Source organism: Streptomyces sp. NPDC001381 (assembly GCF_042895685.1).
Taxonomy (GTDB): Bacteria; Actinomycetota; Actinomycetes; order Streptomycetales; family Streptomycetaceae; genus Streptomyces.
This window is the reverse complement of record NZ_JBIAWO010000003.1, coordinates 48,867-69,045: the sequence shown is the minus strand read 5'-3', so window position 1 is coordinate 69,045 and position 20,179 is coordinate 48,867. Positions and strand designations below refer to the sequence as shown.

The following is a 20,179-nucleotide window of genomic DNA, read 5'->3' as shown; positions in this document are numbered from 1 at the left end:
CTGCCCCCTTTGAAAGCGGAGTTGCCGCCATGCCGTCCAACGACGTCCGGATCCTGGCCCAGGCCGCCGTGCCCACAGCTGCCGTCGGCGCGATCGCCGCCGTTGTCAGCGGCGTGGTCGCGGGCGGCAAGGGAGCCATCGGGGCCGTTGTCGGCACGGTGATCGTGATCGCGTTCATGGGGATCGGCCTCTACGTCCTGCAGCGCACCGCCAAATCGCTTCCGCAGCTGTTCCAGGCCATGGGCCTGATGCTCTACGCGGCGCAGATCCTGCTGCTGTTCATCTTCATGGCCGCGTTCAAGAACACGACGCTGTTCAACCCCCGGGCCTTCGCCGTCACGCTCGTCGTCGCCACGATCGCGTGGATCGCCGCCCAGACGCGAGCGCACATGAAGGCCAAGATCCTTTACGTCGAACCCGATTCGGGCTCTTCCGCGACTTCGTCGAAGGGCGAGAAGCCCGAAAAATCGGGGCTTTCGTCGTGAGGGATAGGGCCGGGATAAAGACGCCTGAGAGATCCTGCTATCGTCCGGTGCCAACTGCGGCATCGCGGGCGCGGGCATCCGAGCTGACGCCTGCTCAATCGCGAGGCGAGATGCCCCCAAGCCGCCCCCACATCCGAAACACCAGTCCCGTGCCGAAACGCGGCCGTGCGCCGCGCCGACACAACGAGGTTGCCGTACCTATGCGCCACGACGAAGGAGCCCGCGGTGAGTGCTGACCCGACGCAGGTGCTCGCTTTCGAGACCGACTGCCACCTGTTCGACGGTTGTGGCTTCCCGGCTCCGGGCCTGCACTCGTTCCTGTTCGAACCGCTCTTCGGCGACGCGGACGGCAACTCGTACTTCAACAAGACGATGCTGCTGGCGCTGCTCGGCTCGATCATCATCGTCGGCTTCTTCTGGGCCGCCTTCGCCCGCCCGAAGGTCGTCCCCGGCAAGCTCCAGATGGTCGCCGAGGCCGGCTACGACTTCGTCCGCCGCGGCGTGGTCTACGAGACCATCGGCAAGAAGGAAGGCGAGAAGTACGTCCCGCTCGTCGTCTCGCTCTTCTTCTTCGTCTGGATGATGAACCTCTGGTCGATCATCCCGGTCGCCCAGTTCCCGGTCACCGCGATCATCTCCTACCCCGCGGTCCTCGCCGGCATCGTCTACGTCCTGTGGGTCGCCCTGACCTTCAAGCGCCACGGCTTCGTCGGCGCCTTCAAGAACTTCACCGGCTACGACAAGTCCCTCGGCGCGGTCCTCCCGCTGTCGATGACGATCGAGCTGTTCTCGAACCTCCTCGTGCGGCCCTTCACCCATGCCGTCCGACTCTTCGCGAACATGTTCGCCGGTCACACCCTCCTGCTGCTCTTCACGATCGCCAGCTGGTACATGCTCAACGGCATCGGCATCGCCTACTCCGGTGTCTCGTTCGTGATGGTCATCGTGATGACGGCCTTCGAGCTCTTCATCCAGGCGGTCCAGGCGTACGTCTTCGTCCTGCTGACCTGCAGCTACATCCAGGGCGCGCTCGCCGAGCACCACTGAGCCAGCCCGACTCCCATCCAGACATCCGGTGGCCAACCCCCACCGGTCATTGAAAGAGAAGGAAGAACCGGCATGTCCGCTCTCCAGACCCTTGCCGCCGGCGTCGAGATCAAGGGCAACCTCGGCTCGATCGGTTACGGCCTCGCCGCGATCGGCCCGGGCGTCGGCGTCGGCATCATCTTCGGTAACGGCACCCAGGCGCTCGCCCGCCAGCCCGAGGCGGCCGGCCTGATCCGCGCCAACCAGATCCTCGGCTTCGCCTTCTGTGAGGCGCTGGCCCTGATCGGTCTGGTCATGCCGTTCGTCTACCCGACCTCCTGACCTGATCCGTCGGACCGCACCTTTCGACGAAAGGCACTGATATGAGCCCCCTGGTTCAGCTGGCGGCTGAGGAAGCGGAAAACCCGCTCATCCCGCCGATTCCGGAGCTCGTGATCGGCCTGATCGCCTTCGTCATCGTCTTCGGCTTCCTCGCCAAGAAGCTCCTCCCGAACATCAACAAGGTTCTGGAAGAGCGCCGCGAGGCGATCGAGGGCGGTATCGAGAAGGCCGAGGCCGCTCAGACCGAGGCCCAGAGCGTGCTCGAGCAGTACAAGGCTCAGCTCGCCGAGGCCCGCCACGAGGCCGCGCGCCTGCGCCAGGAGGCTCAGGAGCAGGGCGCCACGCTCATCGCCGAGATGCGCGCGGAAGGCCAGCGGCAGCGTGAGGAGATCGTCGCCGCCGGTCACGCCCAGATCGAGGCCGACCGCAAGGCCGCCGCGTCCGCGCTGCGCCAGGACGTCGGCAAGCTCGCCACCGAACTGGCCGGCAAGCTCGTCGGCGAGTCCCTCGAGGACCACGCCCGCCAGAGCCGCGTCATCGACCGCTTCCTCGACGAGCTCGAGGAGAAGGCCGAGGCGTCGCGATGAACGGAGCGAGCCGCGAGGCCCTGGCAGCCGCACGTGAGCGTCTCGACGCGCTGACGGACTCCACGTCCGTGGACGCCGCTCGGCTCGCCGGCGAGCTGGCGGCCGTCACCGCGCTGCTCGACCGCGAGGTGTCGCTGCGTCGGGTCCTCACCGACCCGGCGCAGGACGGCGAGGCCAAGGCCGGGCTGGCCCAGCGTCTGCTCGGCTCCCAGGTCAGCGGCACGACCGCCGACCTGGTGTCCGGCCTGGTGCGTTCCCGCTGGTCGCAGTCGCGCGACCTGGTGGACGCGCTGGAGCAGCTGGCGGACACCGCCGACCTCACCGCCGCGCAGAAGGCGGGCGCGCTCGACGACGTCGAGGACGAGCTGTTCCGCTTCGGGCGGATCGTCTCCTCGAGCACCGAGCTGCGTGCCGCGCTGACCGACCGGAAGGCCACCGCCTCGGCCAAGGGCGAGCTGCTGCGCAGCCTGCTCGGCGGCCGTGCCGACGCGGCCACCGTTCGTCTGGTGACGCGCCTTGTGACCACTCCGCGGGGACGTAGCCTGGAAGCGGGACTCGAGTCCCTGTCCAAGCTCGCCGCCGAGCGCCGCGACCGTGTCGTGGCCGTCGTCACCTCGGCCGTGCCCCTGAGCGACACGCAGAAGCGACGTCTCGGCGCCGCCCTCGCGAAGCTCTACGGCCGCCAGATGCACCTCAACCTCGACGTGGACCCCGAGGTCCTCGGCGGGATCCGGGTGCAGGTCGGCGACGAGGTCATCAACGGCTCCCTCGCGGACCGCATCGAGGACGCCGCCCGTCGCATGGCGAGCTAGCAGCAACTCAATACGCAGTACGTACGCAAGCGGCCCTGGTTGGGCCGTGCAGAGGATTCACCTCGTTCAGGGGGGAGTCCCCATCCCCCCAAGTGAAACTTCGGGCCCAACAAGGAGAGCAGGGAACCCAGATGGCGGAGCTCACGATCCGGCCGGAGGAGATCCGGGACGCGCTGGAGAACTTCGTCCAGTCGTACAAGCCGGACGCGGCCTCGCGCGAGGAGGTCGGTACGGTCACCCTTGCCGGCGACGGCATCGCGAAGGTCGAGGGTCTGCCCTCGGCCATGGCCAACGAACTGCTGAAGTTCGAGGACGGCACCCTCGGCCTCGCCCTCAACCTCGAGGAGCGCGAGATCGGTGCCATCGTCCTCGGTGAGTTCAGCGGCATCGAGGAGGGTCAGCCGGTCACCCGTACCGGCGAGGTGCTCTCCGTGGCCGTCGGCGAGGGATACCTCGGCCGCGTCGTCGACCCGCTCGGCAACCCGATCGACGGCCTCGGCGAGATCGAGACGTCCGGCCGCCGCGCCCTCGAGCTGCAGGCCCCCACGGTCATGCAGCGCAAGTCGGTGCACGAGCCGATGGAGACCGGCTACAAGGCCGTCGACGCGATGACCCCGATCGGCCGTGGTCAGCGTCAGCTGATCATCGGTGACCGCCAGACCGGCAAGACCGCCCTGGCCGTCGACACGATCATCAACCAGCGTGACAACTGGCGCTCGGGCGACCCGGAGAAGCAGGTCCGCTGCATCTACGTCGCCATCGGCCAGAAGGGCTCCACCATCGCGTCGGTCCGCCGCGCGCTGGAGGAGAACGGCGCGCTGGAGTACACGACCATCGTCGCCGCCCCGGCGTCCGACCCGGCCGGCTTCAAGTACCTCGCGCCGTACACCGGCTCGGCCATCGGCCAGCAGTGGATGTACGAGGGCAAGCACGTCCTGATCATCTTCGACGACCTGTCGAAGCAGGCCGACGCCTACCGCGCCGTGTCGCTGCTGCTGCGCCGCCCGCCGGGCCGCGAGGCCTACCCGGGTGACGTCTTCTACCTGCACTCCCGTCTGCTGGAGCGCTGCGCGAAGCTCTCGGACGAGATGGGCAAGGGCTCGATGACGGGTCTGCCGATCGTCGAGACCAAGGCCAACGACGTCTCGGCGTTCATCCCGACCAACGTCATCTCCATCACCGACGGCCAGTGCTTCCTGGAGTCGGACCTGTTCAACGCCGGTCAGCGCCCCGCGCTGAACGTCGGTATCTCCGTCTCCCGAGTCGGTGGTTCCGCGCAGCACAAGGCGATGAAGCAGGTCTCCGGCCGTCTGCGTGTCGACCTGGCCCAGTTCCGTGAGCTGGAGGCGTTCGCCGCCTTCGGTTCCGACCTGGACTCCGCGTCGAAGGCGCAGCTGGAGCGCGGCCAGCGCATGGTCGAGCTGCTGAAGCAGGCCCAGTACCAGCCGATGTCGACCGAGGACCAGGTCGTCTCGGTGTGGGCCGGCACCACCGGCAAGATGGACGACGTCCCGGTCGCCGACATCCGCCGCTTCGAGAAGGAGCTGCTGGAGTACCTGCACCGCCAGGAGCAGGGCCTCATGACCTCCATCCGTGAGGGCGGCAAGCTGTCCGACGACACGCTGACGGCCGTGGCCGACGCGATCGCCGACTTCAAGAAGCAGTTCGAGACCTCGGACGGCAGGCTGCTCGGCGAAGAAGCGCCCGTCAGCGTCTCGAAGTGACGTAAAGGAAGGGACCTGACTCATGGGAGCACAGCTCCGGGTCTACAAGCGTCGCATCCGATCCGTCACCGCGACCAAGAAGATCACGAAGGCGATGGAGATGATCGCCGCCTCGCGCGTCGTCAAGGCGCAGCGCAAGGTGGCGGCCTCCACGCCCTACGCGGCCGAGCTCACCCGCGCGGTCACTGCGGTCGGTACCGGCTCGAACACCAAGCACCCGCTGACCACGCAGGCCGAGACGGTCACGCGGTCCGCGGTGCTGCTCCTGACGAGCGACCGTGGTCTCGCCGGCGCCTTCAACTCCAACGCCATCAAGGCCGCGGAGCAGCTGACGGCGCGCCTCGAGGCCGAGGGCAAGCAGGTCGACACGTACATCGTCGGCCGGCGCGGTGTCGCCCACTACAACTTCCGTGAGCGCAAGATCGCGGAGTCGTGGACGGGCTTCACCGACGAGCCCACGTACGCGGACGCCAAGAAGGTCGCGGCTCCGCTGATCGAGGCCATCGAGAAGGACACGGCCGAGGGCGGCGTGGACGAGATCCACATCGTCTTCACCGAGTTCGTCTCGATGATGACGCAGACGGCCCTCGACGACCGTCTGCTGCCGCTCAGCCTCGACGAGGTGGCCAAGGAGGCGAAGCCGCAGGGCGAGATCCTCCCGCTGTTCGACTTCGAGCCGTCGGCGGAGGACGTCCTCGACGCCCTGCTGCCGCGCTATGTGGAGAGCCGCGTGTACAACGCGCTTCTCCAGTCGGCGGCCTCGAAGCACGCCGCCACGCGGCGCGCGATGAAGTCGGCCACCGACAACGCCGGTGAGCTCATCGAGAGCCTCTCCCGGCTTGCCAACGCGGCCCGCCAGGCCGAAATCACCCAGGAAATCAGCGAGATCGTCGGTGGCGCGAGCGCCCTGGCCGACGCGACCGCGGGGAGTGACCGCTAATGACCACCACTGTTGAGACCGCGACGGCCACGGGCCGCGTCGCCCGGGTCATCGGCCCGGTCGTCGACGTGGAGTTCCCCGTCGACGCGATGCCGGAGATCTACAACGCGCTGCACGTCGAGGTCGCCGACCCGGCCAACGCGGGCGAGAAGAAGATCCTGACCCTGGAGGTCGCCCAGCACCTGGGTGACGGCCTGGTCCGCACCATCTCCATGCAGCCCACCGACGGTCTGGTCCGCCAGGCCGCGGTCACCGACACCGGCACGGGCATCACCGTCCCGGTCGGCGACTTCACCAAGGGCAAGGTGTTCAACACCCTCGGTGAGGTGCTGAACGTCGACGAGAAGTACGACGGCGAGCGCTGGTCCATCCACCGCAAGGCCCCGAACTTCGACGAGCTCGAGTCGAAGACCGAGATGTTCGAGACCGGCGTCAAGGTCATCGACCTGCTGACCCCGTACGTCAAGGGCGGCAAGATCGGTCTGTTCGGCGGCGCCGGCGTCGGCAAGACGGTGCTCATCCAGGAGATGATCTACCGCGTCGCCAACAACCACGACGGTGTCTCCGTGTTCGCCGGCGTCGGTGAGCGCACCCGTGAGGGCAACGACCTCATCGAGGAGATGTCCGACTCGGGCGTCATCGACAAGACCGCGCTGGTCTTCGGCCAGATGGACGAGCCCCCGGGCACCCGTCTGCGCGTGGCCCTCGCGGGTCTGACGATGGCGGAGTACTTCCGTGACGTCCAGAAGCAGGACGTGCTGTTCTTCATCGACAACATCTTCCGCTTCACGCAGGCCGGTTCCGAGGTGTCGACCCTGCTCGGCCGTATGCCCTCCGCGGTGGGCTACCAGCCGAACCTGGCCGACGAGATGGGTCTCCTCCAGGAGCGCATCACCTCGACCCGCGGTCACTCGATCACCTCGATGCAGGCGATCTACGTCCCCGCCGACGACCTGACCGACCCGGCCCCGGCCACCACCTTCGCCCACCTCGACGCGACGACGGTTCTCTCCCGTCCGATCTCCGAGAAGGGCATCTACCCGGCCGTGGACCCGCTGGACTCCACGTCCCGCATCCTGGACCCGCGTTACATCGCGCAGGACCACTACGACGCCGCCATGCGCGTCAAGACGATCCTGCAGAAGTACAAGGACCTCCAGGACATCATCGCGATCCTCGGTATCGACGAGCTCGGCGAGGAGGACAAGCTCGTCGTCCACCGTGCCCGTCGCGTGGAGCGCTTCCTGTCCCAGAACACCCACGTCGCCAAGCAGTTCACCGGCGTCGACGGGTCGGACGTCCCGCTGGACGAGTCGATCGCGGCCTTCAACGCGATCTGCGACGGCGAGTACGACCACTTCCCGGAGCAGGCGTTCTTCATGTGCGGTGGCCTCGAGGACCTCAAGGCCAACGCCAAGGAGCTGGGCGTCTCCTGAACCCGGACCTCCGGGTTCGGAGCTCTGAGTTCGTGTGAGGGGGCGGGCGCGTCCCGCCCCCTCTCTCACGCCCACTAGACTTGTAACCAACACCCGGCAGAACCGCCGGGTGGTGACCCGAGGAGCCACCTTGGCTGCTGAGCTGCACGTCGCGCTGGTCGCGGCCGACCGAGAGGTCTGGTCCGGCGAGGCCACCCTGGTCGTCGCGCGCACCACGTCCGGCGACATCGGCGTCATGCCCGGTCACCAGCCGCTGCTCGGTGTGCTGGAGTCGGGCCCGGTGACCATCCGTACGAGTGATGGTGGGACGGTCGTCGCCGCGGTGCACGGCGGTTTCATCTCGTTCGCGGACAACAAGCTGTCGCTGCTGGCCGAGATCGTCGAGCTGTCGGACGAGATCGACGTCCAGCGCGCCGAGCGAGCGCTGGAGCGGGCGAAGTCGGACGCCGACGCCGCCGCCCAGCGTCGCGCGGACGTACGCCTGCGAGCGGCGGCCACGCGCTGAAGCCGGAGGCCCGTCCCAGGCCCCTGAGGTCTGGAGAGCGGAGCTGTGACGTCACTCAGCCGCGGTCGGCACCGGAGCAATCCGGAGCCGGTCGCGGCTGAGGCAGATATGGATGTTTTTTCCGTTCCGTTACCTATATTTCGGTACCTAGGAGACGAGGAGGTCGGTGTCGATGGTCCTCGCTCTGACTGTGTGCGGAATCGTCGTGGCCCTGGTGGTGCTGGGGCTGTTCGTCTTCGGTCTGCGCCGCAGACTCATCCAGCGTTCCGGCGGCACCTTCGACTGTTCCCTGCGCTGGGACATCCCCGAGAAACCGGACACGAGCGGAAAGGGCTGGAGCTACGGCGTCGCCCGCTACAACGGCGACCGCATCGAGTGGTACCGCGTCTTCTCCTACGCCTACCGTCCCCGCCGCGTCCTGGAGCGTGCCTCGATCGAGGTGGCCGGCCGCCGGCTGCCCGAGGGCGAGGAGGAGCTGGCGCTCCTGTCCGACGCGGTCGTCCTCGCCTGCACCCATCGCGGGACGCGTCTCGAGCTCGCGATGAGCGAGGACGCGCTGACCGGGTTCCTCGCCTGGCTGGAGGCGGCTCCGCCCGGGCAGCGGGTCAACGTGGCCTGAGGGCCGGATCCTTCCAGGCCCGCTAGAGAGGGCACTCCGGCCGTACCTGGCCGGCGTCCGGCTGCGTCAGGCCGCTGTCCCGGCTGACGACGACCGGGCCGGTCTGCGGGTTGAGCGTCACCGTGACGGTGACGGGACAGGTGGCCGCCAGCAGGGCGGCCGCGGTGGTTCCGGCGAAGACCCCGAGGGTTCCCGCCCTGGGCCGTGCCAGGCCCCTGAGCCCGCTGGGGCGTGGCTTGTTCCTGCCGGGCCTGCGCTTCATGATCTCCCCCGAGTGAGATGTTCCGATCACCGTTCTGAGATCTACAGTGTCCCCGGCGCGCGGGCCCGCTCCACCGGTCGAGGGGCCCACCGGCGCAGGGCCGAAGGTCCCTGCGAGGCGTGCGCCCAGGGGCGCGCGAACGGACGGTGCGCGCCGCCGGCGAACCCGGAGGTCCGCCCGCGACGCGCACGCGGGGAGCGGGGGAGGGGTCAGCCCAGTCCGCCGCTGATGGCGCTCACCAGCTCTCCGTTGCCGGTGTCACCGCTGAACTCCCAGAAGAACGCGCCGCCCAGACCCTGGGTCTTGGCCCACGCCATCTTCGTGCCGATCGTGGCGGGAGTGTCGTAGGACCACCAATTGCTGCCGCACTTCGCGTAGGCCGTGCCCGCGACGGTGCCGGTGGCGGGGCAGGACGTCTTGAGGACCTTGTAGTCCTCGATGCCCTGCTCGTAGGTGCCGGCCGCCGGGCCCGTGGCGGTGCCGCCGGGGGCGTCCTGGGTGACGCCGGTCCAGCCGCGGCCGTAGAAGCCGATGCCGATGAGCAGCTTGCTCGCGGGGACGCCCTTCGCCTTGAACTTGGCCATCGCGTCGGCCGTGGTGAAGCCGGCCGTCGGGATGCCGCTGTAGGAGGTGAGCGGGGAGTGCGGGGCGGTCGGGCCCTGGGCGGCCCAGGCGCCGAAGAAGTCGTACGTCATCACGTTGTACCAGTCGACGTAGCTCGCGGCGCCCGCGTAGTCGGCGGCGTCGATCTTGCCGCCGGAGGAGCCGTCGGCCGTGGTGGCCGCCGTGACCAGGTAGTTCGCGCCGAACTTGGCGCGCAGCGCGGACATCAGGTTCTTGAAGGCCGCGGCGCCCGAGGTGTCGCAGGACAGACCGCAGGCGTTCGGGTACTCCCAGTCGATGTCGATGCCGTCGAAGACGTCGGCCCAGCGCGGGTCCTCGACCAGGTCGTAGCAGGACTGGGCGAAGGCGGCCGGGTTCGCCGCGGCCTGGCCGAAGCCGCCGGACCAGGTCCAGCCGCCGAAGGACCACAGCACCTTGATGTTCGGGTACTTGGCCTTCAGCTGGCGCAGCTGGTTGAAGTTGCCGCGCAGCGGCTGGTCCCAGGTGTCGGCGACGCCGCTGACGGACTGGTCGGCGGTGAACGCCTTGTCGTAGTCGGCGTAGGAGTCGCCGATCGCGCACTTGCCGCCGGTGACGTTGCCGAAGGCGTAGTTGATGTGCGTGATCTTCGCGGCGGAGCCGGACGTCACCAGGTTCTTGACGTTGTAGTTGCGGCCGTAGATGCCCCACTCGGTGAAGTAGCCGAGCTTGACCTTGGAGCCGGTGGTCGGGGGAGGGGTGGTGCCGCCCGTGGTGTGCACGGCGACCGCGCCGCTGACCGGTCCGGTCTGGTCGGCGGTGTCGCGGGCCTGGACGGTGTAGGAGTAGTCGGTGCCGGCGGTCAGACCGGTGTCGGTGTACGAGGTGGCCGTCACGGTGGCGACCTTGGCGCCGTCGCGCAGGACGTCGTAGTTCTTGACGCCCTTGTCGTCGGTGGCGGCGGACCAGGCCAGCTTCACCGAGGTGTCCGTGATGCCGGAGGCGGTGGGGGTGCCCGGCGCGGACGGGGAGGCGTCACCCGGCACCGTCGTGCCGTCGCAACTGTCGCCGTTGAGCTTGCAGTTGGCGGGGGAGCCGGAGCCCGCGCCGTTGAAGCCGAAGGAGACCGAGGCGCCGGGGGCGAGGGAGCCGTTGTAGGACTTGTTCTTGGCGGTCCAGTGGGTGCCAGAGGAGGTGACGTCGGCCTCCCAGGCGGAGGTGACGGACGTGCCGGAGGGGAAGTCCCACTCGACCGTCCAGGAGCTGATGGCCGTGGTGCCGGTGTTCTTCACGGTCCACTTGCCCTCGAAGCCGGTGCCCCAGTCCTGGGTCTTGGCGTAGGTGGCCGTCGCGGTCGTCGCGGCCTGTGCGGGGCCCGCGAGGCCGACCAGTCCGGCCAGCGGGAGCAGCAGGGTCGCGACCCCGGCCGCTGCTCTGTGTCCGAAGCGCATTCTGCGCCTCCTATGGGGAGTTGGGGGGCGCGACTGAGCCTTCGCACCCACAGTGCCGCGAGAATAGAAAGGTCTGGACCATGGGTCAATAGGTCTGGACCACTCTCGTATACGGCTGTCAGACCCCCCACTCCTGGGCGAGTACGGCCGCCTGGACCCGACTGCGCAGCTCCAGTTTCCCCAGCAACCGGCTGACGTGCGTCTTGACCGTCGCCTCCGCCATGTCCAGCCGCCCGGCGATCGCGGCGTTGGACAGGCCCTCCCCGAGACAGGCCAGCACCTCGCGCTCGCGCCGGGTGAGGGCGTCGAGGGCGGCGGGGTCGACGGTGGGCCGCCGTACCGGCCTGGCGGCGAACTCGGCGATCAGGCGCCGGGTGACGGCCGGGGCGATCAGCCCCTCACCGGCGGCCACGGTACGGACCGCCGTCAGCAGATCCCGTGCCTCCGTGTTCTTCAGCAGAAACCCGGCCGCGCCCGCCCGCAACGCCCCGAACACATACTCGTCGAGGTCGAAGGTGGTCAGCACGAGGACGTCCGCGAGCCCTTCCTCGACCACCTGCCGGGTCGCCGCCACCCCGTCGAGCCGCGGCATCTGAACGTCCATCAGCACCAGATCGGGCCGCAGCTCCCGGGCCAGCGTCACCGCCCGCTCCCCGTCCGCCGCCTCCCCGACCACCTCGATGTCGGGCGCGCTGCGCAGGATCAGGACGAGCCCCGCACGGACGGCGGACTGGTCCTCGGCGACGAGGACACGGATGGCACGGCTCATGAACGGTGGTCTCCTTCGATGAGGGGGAGCGCGGCGCGTACGGTCCACAGGGCGCCCTCCGGCCCGGCCTCGAACGTGCCGCCCAGCAGCGCCGCCCGCTCCCGCATCCCGACGAGACCGGCCCCGGAACCGGGGGCGCGCGGACCGTCCACGGGACCGTACGGGCTGCTCACCCGGACGTCGAGCACACCGTCTCGCCGGGCGAGGCACACCGTGACCCGGCCGGGGCGGGCGTGCTTGAGGGCGTTGGTCAGCGCCTCCTGGACGATGCGGTAGGCGGCGAGTTCCACGGGGGAGGGGACCTCGCCGGGCCGGCTGTCGAGCGTGACGTCCAGGCCGTTGGCGCGGGCGCCGTCGACCAGGGCCGCCACGCCGTCGAGCGTGGGCGCCGCGGCCGGCTCGCGGTCCCCGCTGCCGTCGCGCAGGATCCCGATCAGCCGCCGCATCTCCGCGAGCCCGTCGACGCTGTTCTCCCGGATGACGGTCAGCGCCTGCCGGGAGGTCTCCGGTTCGTCGAGGGACAGCGCGGCCGTGGAGTGGATGGCGATCGCCGAGAGGTGGTTGGCGACCATGTCGTGCAACTCCCGCGCCATGCGCGCCCGCTCGGCCGTGACTGCCTGGACGCGGTCCGTCTCGGCCAGCAGCGCGGTCTGTTCGGCCCGCAGCCGGGCGGCCTCGGCGGCGTCGCGGTGGTCGCGCACGATCCAGCCGGTGGAGGCGGGGGCGTAGGCGACGACGCCGACGACCACGCCGATCAGCAGCGCCTGCGGCACCCGCCACACCGCGAACGGCACGACCGTCCCGGCCACGGTGAGCAGCCCGGTGATCCACTGGATGCGGCGGGCCGAGGCGAGCGGGCCGTACAGGACGGCCGCGTACATGACGTCGGTGAACATCAGCACGGTGGACAGGTTGCCCTGGGTCACCAGGTCCGCGGTGACGGCGACGCTGCCGACGATCAGGGCCGTGCGCGGGGCCGTCCGGCGCAGCAGTTCGCAGCCGGCCGTCACGGTCAGCGGCAGCAGGGGCGGCCAGCGGCCGTCGAAGAGGGTGAGGGGGTCGTCGGCCGGCCGGGTGTTCAGGCCGATGATCGCCAGCAGCAGCCCGCCGAGGAGCCCCCCGACCGCGATCCACACGTCGAAACGGTGCGGGCGGGGCAGTCGTCGTACGGCCATGGCCTCCATCCAACACGCCCCGCGCACTGCCCGCCTGCTCCCGGGGGACGGTCCCGTCTGCATCTTTCGATGTACTCCGAGTTCGTCGCCGGCGACGACGAAGCCGGCCGCGCGCGGCGGGAGCCTGGAGAGGCGACCGAGAGGAGCCAACCGTGATCGTCGCACTGATCATCGCCTGCGAGGTGGCCTTCTGGGTGCTGCTGGCCGCCGGACTGGCCTGCCGGTACGTGTTCCGGATGCCGAGGCTGGGACTGGTCCTGCTGTGCTGCGAACCGCTGCTGGAGGCCGTGCTGTTCGCAGTGAGCGCCGTCGACCTCAGGAACGGAGCCGAGCCCGACTGGCGGCACGGCCTCGCCGCCGTCTACATCGGCTTCACCGTGGGCCTCGGCCACTCGACGATCCGGTGGGCCGACGCCCGGGTCGCCCACCGCTTCGCCGGCGGCCCGCCGCCCGCGCGGCCCCCGAAGTACGGAACGGCCCGCGCCCTCCACGAATGGAAGGTCGCGGGCCGCTGGATCCTCGCCGCGCTGGTCGCCGCGGCCCTGTTGCAGGCGGCCGTCTGGTACGTCGGCGGCGACGGCGAGACCGGCTCGCTGCGGGCGTGGCAGCAGCGGATGCTGTTCGTCGTCGGCATCAACCTGGTCATCGCCGCGAGTTACACCGTCTTCCCGAAGCGGCGGCCGCGGGGCGAAGCGGAGCGTGAGCCGGCCGGCCTGCGCTAGCGCTCCCCGCCCGGCACCCACAGCACGTCGCCGGTGTCCTTGTTGGCCGTCCGGGCCAGGATGAACAGCAGGTCCGACAGGCGGTTGAGGTAGGTCGCGGTGAGCGGGTTCATGACCTCGCCGTGGACCTCCAGGGCGGCCCAGGTGGAGCGTTCGGCGCGGCGTACGACCGTGCAGGCCTGGTGGAGCAGGGCCGCGCCCGGGGTGCCGCCGGGGAGGATGAACGAGCGGAGCTTCTCCAGCCGCTCGTTGAAGCGGTCGCAGTCCGCCTCCAGCCGGTCGACGTAGTGCTGCTCGACCCGCAGCGGAGGGAACTCCGGGTTCTCCACCACCGGCGTCGACAGGTCCGCGCCCACGTCGAACAGGTCGTTCTGGACCCGGGTGAGGACCCCGACGACGTCCTCGGCGAGGCCGCCCAGCGCGATCGCCGTACCGATGACCGCGTTCGCCTCGTTGGCGTCGGCGTACGCGGCGATCCTGAGATCGGTCTTGGCGACCCGGCTCATGTCGCCGAGGTTGGTGGTGCCCTTGTCGCCGGTCTTCGTGTAGATGCGCGTCAGGTTGACCATGCGGCCAATCTAGACCGTCCCCGCCGATCCGCTCCGTTCGGTGTGTCACGGCAGGTCAGTACGGGTGCAATCGGCGGGAATAGGCCTGTATCGGACAGGAATTGACGACGTGACCGGCGTCTCACGCCGTGAGACGTGAGACGCGTTACTAACCGGTCACGCAGCGCCTCACGACCGCTAGTCTCCGGCCGAGAGCCATACGGCCGATGCGCCGGATGGTTGACGCCGGTGACATCGGACGCGAGAGCGGGCAGGGCTAACTACAAGCACTGAAACCGCACAGGCCTCAGGGGTCTCACCCCTGCGGGTGAATTCGGTATCGGATCGCTCACAGACGGCAACCTCCGACCGCTTCGCGCAGTCAGAGCATGCAACACCGGACATCACACCGCGGAGCACGAGACGCACGCTTAGGGGAGCGCTATGCACATCAGGGGCGACCACGTCGAGCTGGTCGTCGGGGGCCGCCTCGACGTGCGCAGCGCGGCGGACGCCCGCACGGCCCTGCACACGGCCGTGGACGACGGCGTCGGCGACCTGGTGCTCGACCTGTCCGAACTGGACTCCTGGGACGCCACCGGACTCGGCGTCATCATGGGCGTCCACCGGCGGGCCGGCCGCTGCGGCCGGCGCCTGGTGCTGCGCGGCGTACCGCCGCAGATGCAGCGCCTGCTGGTGGCCACCCGGCTGCACAGGATCCTGGCGATCGAGGGCGGTATCGGGGTGGAGTCCCTGCCCCGGGTGTGACAAACCGGAAGAGCCGGGTCCGTCGTGCACAGGCCGGGTGGCCTGCGGCGGAATCACCCGGCGGCGCAATCCTCACCGGACTGTGACGTCTCGGACGGCCCGGCACCCCGGACTGTCGTGGATACTGGGCCAAGGTTTACGGTTCGTCTGCCCGCCGCCCGCAGCCCTCGAGCGGGCACCGGACCAGAAGCGACAGCGCAGTGTGCAGCAAGGCCGGGAGGGGCTACCGCCACACGACGCTTTTTGGGGGGCTTGGACCCATGGACCCGACCACCCGGGGACCCGAGGAGTACGGCCAGGACGACGGCGCCGCCTCCCGGTCGAACGCATTCGAGACCGGGAGCGGCCAGACGCCGCGCCCCCGCCCGTCCAGGGACCCCCTCACACCCGACTTCGGCCAGCACACCCCGGGCCGCGCCCGCACGGTGCGCGTGGTCGCCGGCGAACACCTGCTCACCGTCAACCCGGTGGACGGCAGCGAGATCGAACTCTGCCCGCCCACGGAGCGGCCCGAGCGCCCCGCGAAGCGCACCCCCGAGCAGCGCGCCGAGTTCGAGCACACCGCCCGGCCGCCCGCCCCCGCCGGACCCACCCCGCCCACGCAGCCGCTGCTCGGCCGCCAGGACGAGCGCGAACAACTGGTCCGCCTCCTCGCCCGCGGCCGCTCCGTCCGCCTCGTCGGACCGGCCGGCTCCGGCCGCACCAGCCTCCTCGACCTCGTCGCCGAGGACTGCGAGGACCTCGCCCCCGACGGCGTCGTCCTCCTCTCCGGCTTCGGCCGCACCCCGGCCGCACTGCTCCACGACCTCTTCCACACGGTCTACGACGCCGACCGCCACCGTCCCGACGACGAGGAACTGCGCGCCCTCGTCGGGGAGATCGGCGCGGTCGTCGTCGTGGACGACCTGGACTTCGGCGGCGCGCTCCTCGACGAACTCCTGGACGCCACGCCCGAGTGCGCCTTCCTGTTCGGCGCCACCCCCGACACCCCGCCGCCCTCCGCCGGCTCCGCCGTCGAGGAGGTCGTCCTCAGCGGCCTGGACCGCGCGGGCGGCGTCGAGGTCATCGAGCGCGCCGTCGGCCGCACCCTCACCGAGGAGGAGGCCAACTGGGCGGGCGACCTCTGGTTCGAGTCCGAGGGCCTGCCGCTGCGCTTCGTCCAGGCCGGCGCCCTGCTGCGGCAGCGCGACCAACTGCGCGCCAACGTCGACGCGGTGGACGCGTTCGGCGTCTTCGAGGACGCCCGCCCGCTCACCGCGCCCGTCGACACCGGGGCCGGCGAGGCCGAGGAGATACCCCTCCCTTCACTCGGCGAGGCCGCCGCCCCCGCCCCGCTGCTCGCCGCCCGCCTCAGCTCCTCCGCCCGCGCCGCCCTGCGCTTCGCAGTTGCCCTCGGCGGCGAGGTCCCGCACCAGGCCCACCTGCCCGCCCTGGTCGGCGACACCCACGCCGACGCGGCCCTCGGCGAACTGGTCGCCTGCGGACTCGTCTCCCCGGTCGGCACCCGCTACCGGCTCGCCGCCGGCGTCCAGACCCAGCTGGAGGCCGCCGGATACGACGACGACACCGAGACCCGCGCCGGGACCGCCGCCCAGCACTACGCCTGGTGGGCCGCCCACCCGTCCGTCACCCCCGAGCGGGTCTGCGCCGAGGCGGACGCCGTCCTCGCCGCCCTCGCCCTCGTGGTGCCCACGACGAACCCGCCCGCCGAGGGCGAGGAGGCCACCGCCGTCCGGCTCGCCCGCGCCGCGGCGCCCGCGTTCGCCGCGGGACTGCACTGGAACGCCTGGGAGAGCGCCCTGCACGAGGGCGCCGAGGCGGCCCGGCTCGCCGGGGAGTCCGCCGACCGCGCCTACTTCCACCACGAACTCGGCGTCCTCGCGCTCTGCGCCGGGGACCTCGACCGGGCCCGCTCCGAGCTGGAGGCCTCGCTCGGCCTGCGCGGCGCCCTCACCGACAAGCGCGGTACCGTCGCCGGCCGCCGCGCGCTCGCCCTCGTCGCCGACCGCTCGGGGGACATCCCCGGCCTGGCCCTGGCGACGGCCGGCGAGGACATGCCCGACGCCCGCCACGAGGAGCCGGCGTCCCCGCCGCGCGGCATCCAGGCGGCACCGCCCACCTACCCGCCCGAGGCCGAGACCGTCGTCCACCGGCCGGTGACCCCGCCGGCCCCGGCGCACCGCGACCGGGGCGGTCTCAGGGGCCTGGCCAGGCGCAACCTGGTCGCGGCCGGTGCCGGCGCGCTGCTCGTCGCCGTGCTCGGCACCGTCGTCACGCTCGGCGCGACCTCCGGCAACGACGCCCACGACCCCACCGACCGGGGCGGAGTGAACCCCTCCGCCAGCACCGGCCTCGGCGACGGCGGCGTCGACCAGGACACTCCGGGCGCCGGCACCGGCACCGGAGACACGGGCACGGCCACCAGCAGGCCCACGGATCCCGGACCGGACGGGACGATGGGGACCTCGGACGATCCCACGCCGACGGAGACGGCCACCACACCGGCGCCGGGCAGCACGCAGGGGGCTGGCGGCGGGTCCTCGCCGTCCCCCACCAGGTCCTCGTCGTCGGGGTCCCCGAGGCCCTCGCACTCCGCGTCGCCGAGTCCGTCGTCGTCGGGTTCCGGCGGCAGCTCGTCCTCGCCCTCGCCGTCCCAGTCCCCGTCGGCCTCCTCCACCCCGAGCACCCCGCCGTCCACCGGCACCTCGGCCGGCGGCACGACCTCCAGCGCGCCGGTCTCACCCTGCAGCGCGTCCTCGTCGTCCTCCTCGCTCTCGTCGGACCCGGTGATCTGAGACACCCCCGGGCAGCACGAAGGCCGGGTTCCTCTCCCGGGAACCCGGCCCTTCGCCGTCGTACGGGGAACGCGACCGCCGTTCAGAACAGCCGCAGCTTGTCGTCCTCGATCCCCCGCAGGGCGTCGTAGTCCAGGACCTGGCAGCCGATGCCGCGGTCGGCGGCGAGGACGCGGGCCTGCGGCTTGATCTCCTGGGCGGCGAAGATGCCGCGGACCGGGGCGAGATGGGGGTCGCGGTTCAGCAGCTCCAGATAGCGGGTGAGCTGCTCGACGCCGTCGATCTCGCCGCGCCGCTTGATCTCGACCGCGACCGTCCGCCCCTCCGCGTCCCGGCACAGGATGTCGACCGGGCCGATGGCCGTCATGTACTCGCGGCGGATGAGGGTGTAGCCCTCGCCGAGGGTGTCGATGCGGTCGGCGAGCAGTTCCTGGAGGTGCGCCTCCACGCCGTCCTTGATCAGGCCGGGGTCGACGCCCAGTTCGTGCGAGGAGTCGTGGAGGATTTCCTCCATGGTGATGATGAGCTTCTCGCCCGCCTTGTTGACGACGGTCCAGACGCCTTCCTCGTCGCCGGTCCCCTCCTTCAGCGTGCAGGGCGGCGACATCCAGTTCAGGGGCTTGTAGGCCCGGTCGTCCGCGTGGATCGAGACGCTGCCGTCCGCCTTGACCAGGATGAGACGGGGGGCTGAGGGGAGATGGGCGGTGAGCCGGCCGGCGTAGTCGACGGAGCACCGGGCGATGACGAGACGCATGGTCGGCAACGCTATCCGACACCTCGCGCCCCACGCGATTCGCCCGCCCGTCTCCCGCCACCGCCGTCCTCGTGGCCCCTCGGGGCACGCCCCTTTTCATCTGGAAAACGATCATTCGGACCGCGGCCGACTCTGGCCGATTGTGTGCCCCGTGGGAACCGCCTATGTGCCCATTCTCCTGGTGCCGTCACGGTCAGTTGCCTACCGTATAAACGGGAGGTCGCGATGCGTGTACTCAGCGTTGCGGTGTTTCGGCATGGCGAACTCCCGTGCCCTGTCCGGCAACCCCTGCGCTCTCGGGGGTGCGAGAGGAGAACCCATGTCGCTCGACGTCTCACCGGCCCTACTCGAACAGGCCGAGCGAGGCGAGGTCGACGAAGCTGAATTCGTCGACTGCGTCCGGACCTCCCTGCCCTACGCATGGGAGATGATCAGCTCCCTGGTGGCCCAGCTGAAGGTGGACGGCGGAGACTTCGCCGACAACCAGACGCCCCCGCCGGACGAGCAGGCGCGCGGGCAATTGCTGCGCGCGCTCGCGAGTGACGCCATACGCGGCGCCCTGCAGCGGCACTTCGGTGTACGGCTGGCCTTCCAGAACTGCCACCGGGTGGCGGTGTTCCCGCTGGACCAGGCTGTCGACGAGAAGCTCGTCCGCTTCACCTCGGTGCGCAGCCAGGTGCTGAACCAGTCGCCGGAATTCCGGGACTGCTGAGGCATCAGTGTGAGCCTGTCGCTTGCCGCTCCTCACGTGGGAGGTGCCATCAGTACCGGAGCGGCAAGCTCCCGGCCCCACCGGGCCGTTCGGCAGGGGTGTCAGCGGAGGTGGGGGAGTACCTCCGAGCCCAGCCGCCGTACGTTCTCCTCCGTGGCCGCCAGGTCGCCCGAGCCCTCCACCAGCAGGGCGAAGCGCGAGATGCCGGTCCGCTCGCTGGTCGCCGCGAGGCGGTCGACGCACAGCCGCGGCGTGCCCACCGGGTGCAGTCCGCAGAGCAGTTCGGTGTACGCCACCGGGTCCCGCATCGAGCGGGCGCGGCCGTCCACCGTCACATGTGCGTCGAGTCCCTCCCGCAGCCAGCCCGGCATCGCCTTCACCAGCGTCTCCACCGCGTCCGTACGCCGGTCCGCGAGCTGGCAGACACCGGCCGAGACATGGGCCGCGGCCCGGATCTCGTCCCCGGACCGGCCCGCCGCGCGCGCGTGCTGCCGCCACAGGGCGACCATCTCGGCCTTCTCCTCGTCCCCGACGTGCATCCCGAGCAGCATCGGAAGTCCGCGCTCGGCGGCCAGCCGCACACTCGCCGGCGAGGTGCACGCGACGACGACCTCAGGCCCCTCGGTGTCCGTCAGGGCCTCCGACGGGCGTGGTACGACGGGGACTTCACGGAACCGGAAGCGCTCCCCGTCGGCGCCCACGGACGGTTCGCGCAGCCAGCGCACCAGCAGATCGAGTGATTCCGGGAACCCTTTCTCGTACGCCTCCAGGCCCGACCCGAACACCTCCAGGTCCACCCACGGCCCGCCGCGGCCCACGCCCAGCGAGAACCGGCCGCCGCTCGTCAGATGCAGCAGTGCGGCCTGTTCGCCGAGGGCGACGGGGTGGGCGGTGGGCAGCACGCTCACCGCCGTACCGACCCGGATGCGCCGGGTGCGGCCCAGCAGCAGAGCGGCCAGGGTGACCGCCGACGGGCATGTGCCGTACGGCACGAAGTGGTGCTCGGCCAGCCAGACCGAGTCAAGACCCGACTCCTCGGCGACCTCGGCGGAGCGGACCGCGCGGTGCAGCGCCTCCCCCTGGCCCTGCCCGGGGAACTGGGCACCCAACACGAAACTACCAACGCGCATGGACTTTCCTGCTTCCTTGGCTCCGACACGGAGCT

Annotated in this window: 21 protein-coding genes; 14 read left to right on the top strand and 7 right to left on the bottom strand. The window is 70.6% G+C overall.

The features are described 5' to 3' along the window. Nucleotides 1-29: 29 nt before the first annotated feature. The 10 genes from ACFY2L_RS13960 to ACFY2L_RS13915 all read left to right on the top strand — a co-directional run bounded on the left by ACFY2L_RS13960 (nucleotide 30) and on the right by ACFY2L_RS13915 (nucleotide 8,476). Nucleotides 30-485: a hypothetical protein gene (locus tag ACFY2L_RS13960; RefSeq protein WP_390661005.1), complete on the top strand. Its 456-nt coding sequence runs from the start codon at nucleotides 30-32 to the stop codon at nucleotides 483-485. 225 nt (nucleotides 486-710) lie between these two features. Further along, complete coding sequence (atpB, locus tag ACFY2L_RS13955) at nucleotides 711-1,532, top strand: F0F1 ATP synthase subunit A (protein WP_390661004.1); 822 nt, start codon at nucleotides 711-713, stop codon at nucleotides 1,530-1,532. Nucleotides 1,533-1,604: 72 nt separating this feature from the next. Then, nucleotides 1,605-1,853 carry an ATP synthase subunit C gene (locus ACFY2L_RS13950; protein WP_030008695.1) on the top strand — a complete coding sequence of 83 codons (249 nt, stop codon included), beginning with the start codon at nucleotides 1,605-1,607 and terminating at the stop codon, nucleotides 1,851-1,853. Nucleotides 1,854-1,894: 41 nt separating this feature from the next. Next, entirely contained in the window at nucleotides 1,895-2,440 is a 546-nt protein-coding gene (locus tag ACFY2L_RS13945) for a F0F1 ATP synthase subunit B (protein WP_390661003.1), read from the top strand. Next, complete coding sequence (locus tag ACFY2L_RS13940) at nucleotides 2,437-3,252, top strand: F0F1 ATP synthase subunit delta (protein ID WP_390822442.1); 816 nt, start codon at nucleotides 2,437-2,439, stop codon at nucleotides 3,250-3,252. Before ACFY2L_RS13945 ends, ACFY2L_RS13940 begins: the two co-directional genes overlap by 4 nt. Nucleotides 3,253-3,383: 131 nt before the next feature. Further along, nucleotides 3,384-4,976 carry a F0F1 ATP synthase subunit alpha gene (gene atpA / locus ACFY2L_RS13935; protein WP_390661001.1) on the top strand — a complete coding sequence of 531 codons (1,593 nt, stop codon included), beginning with the start codon at nucleotides 3,384-3,386 and terminating at the stop codon, nucleotides 4,974-4,976. Nucleotides 4,977-4,998: 22 nt separating this feature from the next. Then, on the top strand, nucleotides 4,999-5,916 hold the full coding sequence (locus tag ACFY2L_RS13930) for a F0F1 ATP synthase subunit gamma (RefSeq protein ID WP_390661000.1): 918 nt from the start codon (nucleotides 4,999-5,001) through the stop codon (nucleotides 5,914-5,916). Then, nucleotides 5,916-7,352, top strand: a complete 1,437-nt coding sequence (gene atpD, locus ACFY2L_RS13925; protein WP_390660999.1) for a F0F1 ATP synthase subunit beta — start codon at nucleotides 5,916-5,918, stop codon at nucleotides 7,350-7,352. The genes ACFY2L_RS13930 and atpD overlap by 1 nt, the downstream gene beginning before the upstream one ends. 130 nt (nucleotides 7,353-7,482) lie before the next feature. Next, nucleotides 7,483-7,857 (top strand): F0F1 ATP synthase subunit epsilon, encoded by a 375-nt coding sequence (locus ACFY2L_RS13920; protein WP_390660998.1) that lies wholly within the window; start codon nucleotides 7,483-7,485, stop codon nucleotides 7,855-7,857. 172 nt (nucleotides 7,858-8,029) lie between these two features. After that, nucleotides 8,030-8,476: a DUF2550 domain-containing protein gene (locus ACFY2L_RS13915; protein WP_390660997.1), complete on the top strand. Its 447-nt coding sequence runs from the start codon at nucleotides 8,030-8,032 to the stop codon at nucleotides 8,474-8,476. A 22-nt stretch (nucleotides 8,477-8,498) separates the two neighbouring features. Here ACFY2L_RS13915 and ACFY2L_RS13910 read toward each other — a convergent pair whose 3' ends face one another. The 4 genes from ACFY2L_RS13910 to ACFY2L_RS13895 all read right to left on the bottom strand — a co-directional run bounded on the left by ACFY2L_RS13910 (nucleotide 8,499) and on the right by ACFY2L_RS13895 (nucleotide 12,715). Beyond that, entirely contained in the window at nucleotides 8,499-8,738 is a 240-nt protein-coding gene (locus tag ACFY2L_RS13910) for a hypothetical protein (RefSeq protein ID WP_390660996.1), read from the bottom strand. A gap of 209 nt (nucleotides 8,739-8,947) precedes the next feature. After that, entirely contained in the window at nucleotides 8,948-10,771 is a 1,824-nt protein-coding gene (locus tag ACFY2L_RS13905; protein ID WP_390660995.1) for a glycosyl hydrolase family 18 protein, read from the bottom strand. A gap of 118 nt (nucleotides 10,772-10,889) precedes the next feature. Beyond that, entirely contained in the window at nucleotides 10,890-11,540 is a 651-nt protein-coding gene (locus ACFY2L_RS13900) for a response regulator (RefSeq protein WP_390660994.1), read from the bottom strand. Beyond that, entirely contained in the window at nucleotides 11,537-12,715 is a 1,179-nt protein-coding gene (locus tag ACFY2L_RS13895) for a sensor histidine kinase (protein ID WP_390822441.1), read from the bottom strand. Before ACFY2L_RS13895 ends, ACFY2L_RS13900 begins: the two co-directional genes overlap by 4 nt. A 152-nt stretch (nucleotides 12,716-12,867) precedes the next feature. Here ACFY2L_RS13895 and ACFY2L_RS13890 point away from each other — a divergent pair, with 152 nt between their 5' ends. Next, the gene (locus ACFY2L_RS13890) at nucleotides 12,868-13,437 is read left to right on the top strand and encodes a hypothetical protein (RefSeq protein WP_390660992.1); all 570 of its coding nucleotides are present in this window, start codon (nucleotides 12,868-12,870) and stop codon (nucleotides 13,435-13,437) included. Here ACFY2L_RS13890 and ACFY2L_RS13885 read toward each other — a convergent pair. Beyond that, the gene (locus ACFY2L_RS13885; protein WP_390660991.1) at nucleotides 13,434-14,006 is read right to left on the bottom strand and encodes a cob(I)yrinic acid a,c-diamide adenosyltransferase; all 573 of its coding nucleotides are present in this window, start codon (nucleotides 14,004-14,006) and stop codon (nucleotides 13,434-13,436) included. The genes ACFY2L_RS13890 and ACFY2L_RS13885 overlap by 4 nt on opposite strands. A gap of 423 nt (nucleotides 14,007-14,429) precedes the next feature. On the opposite strand from ACFY2L_RS13885, the gene ACFY2L_RS13880 reads away from it, so the two are divergent. Both ACFY2L_RS13880 and ACFY2L_RS13875 read left to right on the top strand, forming a co-directional pair. After that, nucleotides 14,430-14,753, top strand: a complete 324-nt coding sequence (locus ACFY2L_RS13880; RefSeq protein WP_020131168.1) for an STAS domain-containing protein — start codon at nucleotides 14,430-14,432, stop codon at nucleotides 14,751-14,753. Between the two features lie 260 nt (nucleotides 14,754-15,013). After that, on the top strand, nucleotides 15,014-17,548 hold the full coding sequence (locus tag ACFY2L_RS13875; RefSeq protein WP_390822440.1) for an ATP-binding protein: 2,535 nt from the start codon (nucleotides 15,014-15,016) through the stop codon (nucleotides 17,546-17,548). An 82-nt stretch (nucleotides 17,549-17,630) separates the two neighbouring features. Here the strand turns inward: ACFY2L_RS13875 and nucS are convergent, their stop codons facing one another. Beyond that, nucleotides 17,631-18,302, bottom strand: coding sequence for an endonuclease NucS (nucS, locus tag ACFY2L_RS13870; RefSeq protein WP_390660989.1), 672 nt, complete (start codon nucleotides 18,300-18,302; stop codon nucleotides 17,631-17,633). Nucleotides 18,303-18,621: 319 nt separating this feature from the next. On the opposite strand from nucS, the gene ACFY2L_RS13865 reads away from it, so the two are divergent. Next, complete coding sequence (locus tag ACFY2L_RS13865; protein ID WP_390660988.1) at nucleotides 18,622-19,014, top strand: SCO5389 family protein; 393 nt, start codon at nucleotides 18,622-18,624, stop codon at nucleotides 19,012-19,014. A gap of 101 nt (nucleotides 19,015-19,115) precedes the next feature. Here ACFY2L_RS13865 and ACFY2L_RS13860 read toward each other — a convergent pair whose 3' ends face one another. Beyond that, nucleotides 19,116-20,144, bottom strand: coding sequence for an LLM class flavin-dependent oxidoreductase (locus tag ACFY2L_RS13860; RefSeq protein WP_390660987.1), 1,029 nt, complete (start codon nucleotides 20,142-20,144; stop codon nucleotides 19,116-19,118). Nucleotides 20,145-20,179 lie beyond the last annotated feature (35 nt).

Coding starts and splice junctions, on each gene's coding strand:
- ACFY2L_RS13865 (WP_390660988.1), top strand. CDS start 18,622: ATGTCGCTCGACGTCTCACCGGCCCTACTCGAACAGGCCGAGCGAGGC.
- ACFY2L_RS13915 (WP_390660997.1), top strand. CDS start 8,030: ATGGTCCTCGCTCTGACTGTGTGCGGAATCGTCGTGGCCCTGGTGGTG.
- ACFY2L_RS13945 (WP_390661003.1), top strand. CDS start 1,895: ATGAGCCCCCTGGTTCAGCTGGCGGCTGAGGAAGCGGAAAACCCGCTC.
- ACFY2L_RS13910 (WP_390660996.1), bottom strand. CDS start 8,738: ATGAAGCGCAGGCCCGGCAGGAACAAGCCACGCCCCAGCGGGCTCAGG.
- ACFY2L_RS13875 (WP_390822440.1), top strand. CDS start 15,014: ATGGACCCGACCACCCGGGGACCCGAGGAGTACGGCCAGGACGACGGC.
- ACFY2L_RS13940 (WP_390822442.1), top strand. CDS start 2,437: ATGAACGGAGCGAGCCGCGAGGCCCTGGCAGCCGCACGTGAGCGTCTC.
- ACFY2L_RS13950 (WP_030008695.1), top strand. CDS start 1,605: ATGTCCGCTCTCCAGACCCTTGCCGCCGGCGTCGAGATCAAGGGCAAC.
- atpA (WP_390661001.1), top strand. CDS start 3,384: ATGGCGGAGCTCACGATCCGGCCGGAGGAGATCCGGGACGCGCTGGAG.
- ACFY2L_RS13905 (WP_390660995.1), bottom strand. CDS start 10,771: ATGCGCTTCGGACACAGAGCAGCGGCCGGGGTCGCGACCCTGCTGCTC.
- ACFY2L_RS13960 (WP_390661005.1), top strand. CDS start 30: ATGCCGTCCAACGACGTCCGGATCCTGGCCCAGGCCGCCGTGCCCACA.
- nucS (WP_390660989.1), bottom strand. CDS start 18,302: ATGCGTCTCGTCATCGCCCGGTGCTCCGTCGACTACGCCGGCCGGCTC.
- atpD (WP_390660999.1), top strand. CDS start 5,916: ATGACCACCACTGTTGAGACCGCGACGGCCACGGGCCGCGTCGCCCGG.
- ACFY2L_RS13880 (WP_020131168.1), top strand. CDS start 14,430: ATGCACATCAGGGGCGACCACGTCGAGCTGGTCGTCGGGGGCCGCCTC.
- ACFY2L_RS13885 (WP_390660991.1), bottom strand. CDS start 14,006: ATGGTCAACCTGACGCGCATCTACACGAAGACCGGCGACAAGGGCACC.
- ACFY2L_RS13895 (WP_390822441.1), bottom strand. CDS start 12,715: ATGGCCGTACGACGACTGCCCCGCCCGCACCGTTTCGACGTGTGGATC.
- ACFY2L_RS13930 (WP_390661000.1), top strand. CDS start 4,999: ATGGGAGCACAGCTCCGGGTCTACAAGCGTCGCATCCGATCCGTCACC.
- ACFY2L_RS13860 (WP_390660987.1), bottom strand. CDS start 20,144: ATGCGCGTTGGTAGTTTCGTGTTGGGTGCCCAGTTCCCCGGGCAGGGC.
- ACFY2L_RS13900 (WP_390660994.1), bottom strand. CDS start 11,540: ATGAGCCGTGCCATCCGTGTCCTCGTCGCCGAGGACCAGTCCGCCGTC.